Here is a 3,789-nt window from a genome sequence, read left to right as displayed (position 1 = left end):
GCAGTGTCCTACTCTCGCATGGGGAGACCCCACACTACCATCGGCGCTACGGCGTTTCACTTCTGAGTTCGGCATGGGGTCAGGTGGGACCACCGCGCTATTGCCGCCAGGCAAATTCTGTTTCATTCCAACCGCTTCACTTTCGTGTCGCCATCAGAACCAATCTCGGAACTTCGCTGAAAATTATTCGTATCATCCTGATACTCACCCCTTCGGGGCCAACGCTCCGCGTTGTTCAAAATCGTTCCCGACGATTTTGTCTCTCTAAAAACACCTTCGGTGTTGTAAGGTTAAGCCTCACGGATCATTAGTACTGGTTAGCTCAATGCATCGCTGCACTTACACACCCAGCCTATCAACGTCTTAGTCTTAAACGTTCCTTCAGGGGCCTTAAAGGCCCAGGGAAGACTCATCTTGAGGCAAGTTTCGCGCTTAGATGCTTTCAGCGCTTATCTTTTCCGCACTTAGCTACCGGGCAATGCCATTGGCATGACAACCCGAACACCAGTGGTGCGTTCACTCCGGTCCTCTCGTACTAGGAGCAACCCCTCTCAATCTTCCAACGCCCACGGCAGATAGGGACCGAACTGTCTCACGACGTTCTAAACCCAGCTCGCGTACCACTTTAAATGGCGAACAGCCATACCCTTGGGACCTACTTCAGCCCCAGGATGTGATGAGCCGACATCGAGGTGCCAAACACCGCCGTCGATATGAACTCTTGGGCGGTATCAGCCTGTTATCCCCGGAGTACCTTTTATCCGTTGAGCGATGGCCCTTCCATTCAGAACCACCGGATCACTAAGACCTACTTTCGTACCTGCTCGAGCCGTCACTCTCGCAGTCAAGCTAGCTTATGCCTTTGCACTAACCTCACGATGTCCGACCGTGATTAGCTAACCTTCGTGCTCCTCCGTTACTCTTTGGGAGGAGACCGCCCCAGTCAAACTACCCACCAGACACTGTCCTCACCCCGGATTACGGGGCAGAGTTAGAACATCAAACATTAAAGGGTGGTATTTCAAGGATGGCTCCACGCAGACTGGCGTCCACGCTTCAAAGCCTCCCACCTATCCTACACATCAAGGCTCAATGTTCAGTGTCAAGCTATAGTAAAGGTTCACGGGGTCTTTCCGTCTTGCCGCGGGTACACTGCATCTTCACAGCGAGTTCAATTTCACTGAGTCTCGGGTGGAGACAGCCTGGCCATCATTACGCCATTCGTGCAGGTCGGAACTTACCCGACAAGGAATTTCGCTACCTTAGGACCGTTATAGTTACGGCCGCCGTTTACTGGGGCTTCGATCAAGAGCTTCGCCTTGCGGCTGACCCCATCAATTAACCTTCCAGCACCGGGCAGGCGTCACACCGTATACGTCCACTTTCGTGTTTGCACAGTGCTGTGTTTTTATTAAACAGTTGCAGCCAGCTGGTATCTTCGACTGGCTTCAGCTCCATCCGCAAGGGACTTCACCTACATGCCAGCGTGCCTTCTCCCGAAGTTACGGCACCATTTTGCCTAGTTCCTTCACCCGAGTTCTCTCAAGCGCCTTGGTATTCTCTACCTGACCACCTGTGTCGGTTTGGGGTACGATTTAATGTTACCTGGAGCTTAGAGGATTTTCCTGGAAGCAGGGCATCAACTACTTCTGCACCGTAGTGCATCGTCATCACGCCTCAGGGTTGATATGCAACCGGATTTACCAGGTCACACCCCCTACACGCTTAAACCGGGACAACCGTCGCCCGGCCAGCCTAGCCTTCTCCGTCCCCCCTTCGCAGTAACACCAAGTACAGGAATATTAACCTGTTTCCCATCGACTACGCTTTTCAGCCTCGCCTTAGGGGTCGACTCACCCTGCCCCGATTAACGTTGGACAGGAACCCTTGGTCTTCCGGCGAGCGGGCTTTTCACCCGCTTTATCGTTACTTATGTCAGCATTCGCACTTCTGATACCTCCAGCAACCCTCACAGGCCACCTTCAACGGCTTACAGAACGCTCCCCTACCCAACAACGCCTAAGCGTCGCTGCCGCAGCTTCGGTGCATGGTTTAGCCCCGTTACATCTTCCGCGCAGGCCGACTCGACCAGTGAGCTATTACGCTTTCTTTAAATGATGGCTGCTTCTAAGCCAACATCCTGGCTGTCTGTGCCTTCCCACATCGTTTCCCACTTAACCATGACTTTGGGACCTTAGCTGGCGGTCTGGGTTGTTTCCCTCTTCACGACGGACGTTAGCACCCGCCGTGTGTCTCCCGTGATAACATTCTTCGGTATTCGGAGTTTGCATCGGTTTGGTAAGCCGGGATGGCCCCCTAGCCGAAACAGTGCTCTACCCCCGAAGATGAGTTCACGAGGCGCTACCTAAATAGCTTTCGGGGAGAACCAGCTATCTCCCGGTTTGATTGGCCTTTCACCCCCAGCCACAAGTCATCCGCTAATTTTTCAACATTAGTCGGTTCGGTCCTCCAGTTAGTGTTACCCAACCTTCAACCTGCCCATGGCTAGATCACCGGGTTTCGGGTCTATACCTTGCAACTATTCGCCCAGTTAAGACTCGGTTTCCCTACGGCTCCCCTATACGGTTAACCTTGCTACAAAATATAAGTCGCTGACCCATTATACAAAAGGTACGCAGTCACACCACGAAGGTGCTCCCACTGCTTGTACGTACACGGTTTCAGGTTCTATTTCACTCCCCTCGCCGGGGTTCTTTTCGCCTTTCCCTCACGGTACTGGTTCACTATCGGTCAGTCAGGAGTATTTAGCCTTGGAGGATGGTCCCCCCATATTCAGACAGGATGTCACGTGTCCCGCCCTACTCATCGAACTCACGACCTGTGCATTTTAGTGTACGGGGCTATCACCCTTTGCTGCGCGACTTTCCAGACGCTTCCACTAACACACAAGCCGATTCAGGTTCTGGGCTCCTCCCCGTTCGCTCGCCGCTACTGGGGGAATCTCGGTTGATTTCTTTTCCTCGGGGTACTTAGATGTTTCAGTTCCCCCGGTTCGCCTCATGCCACTATGTATTCATGACATGATAGTGTGTCGAAACACACTGGGTTTCCCCATTCGGGTATCGCCGGTTATAACGGTTCATATCACCTTACCGACGCTTTTCGCAGATTAGCACGCCCTTCATCGCCTCTGACTGCCTAGGCATCCACCGTGTACGCTTAGTCACTTAACCTCACAACCCGAAGATGTTTCCACCGTTCAAGTTGCAAACATTTGAGAGACTCTATGACAGGTTACTCTTCATTCCGGTACTTCTACGGAGGAATGAATTTCAGCCGTCATGTTTCAATTTTCAGCTTGTTCCAGATTGTTAAAGAGCAAAATACTTCGCAGCATACTGTTGCCAATATACTCTGAAGTAGTGAAATACCGGACTATATGGTGGAGCTAAGCGGGATCGAACCGCTGACCTCCTGCGTGCAAGGCAGGCGCTCTCCCAGCTGAGCTATAGCCCCATACAGTCACGCGCAGTACCTTTTCCACTTCCGAGAAGTGGTAGGCCTGAGTGGACTTGAACCACCGACCTCACCCTTATCAGGGGTGCGCTCTAACCACCTGAGCTACAAGCCTATAAAGGTATTTCTGCTCGTTACTTTCTATCAGACAATCTGTGTGAGCACGCCACTCGAAGCAATATCTTTAGGTAAGGAGGTGATCCAACCGCAGGTTCCCCTACGGTTACCTTGTTACGACTTCACCCCAGTCATGAATCACAAAGTGGTAAGCGCCCTCCCGAAGGTTAAGCTACCTACTTCTTTTGCAACCCA

General features: G+C 52.2%; 2 tRNA genes and 3 rRNA genes. All 5 read right to left on the bottom strand.

Annotated features, from left to right (window positions below):
• A 5S ribosomal RNA gene (gene rrf, locus REC12_RS00025) occupies positions 1-111 on the bottom strand; the annotation flags it as partial.
• Positions 112-286: 175 nt separating this feature from the next.
• A 23S ribosomal RNA gene (locus tag REC12_RS00020) occupies positions 287-3,194 on the bottom strand.
• Between the two features lie 207 nt (positions 3,195-3,401).
• Positions 3,402-3,477 (bottom strand) — tRNA-Ala (locus tag REC12_RS00015).
• A 38-nt stretch (positions 3,478-3,515) separates the two neighbouring features.
• Positions 3,516-3,592, bottom strand: a tRNA-Ile gene (locus tag REC12_RS00010).
• 74 nt (positions 3,593-3,666) lie between these two features.
• Positions 3,667-3,789, bottom strand: a 16S ribosomal RNA gene (locus REC12_RS00005); the annotation flags it as partial.

This window comes from Candidatus Desulfosporosinus nitrosoreducens (genome assembly GCF_030954495.1).
Lineage (GTDB): Bacteria > Bacillota > Desulfitobacteriia > Desulfitobacteriales > Desulfitobacteriaceae > Desulfosporosinus > Desulfosporosinus nitrosoreducens.
Note: the sequence above shows the minus strand (reverse complement) of the source record. Positions and strands in the feature narration are given on the sequence as shown.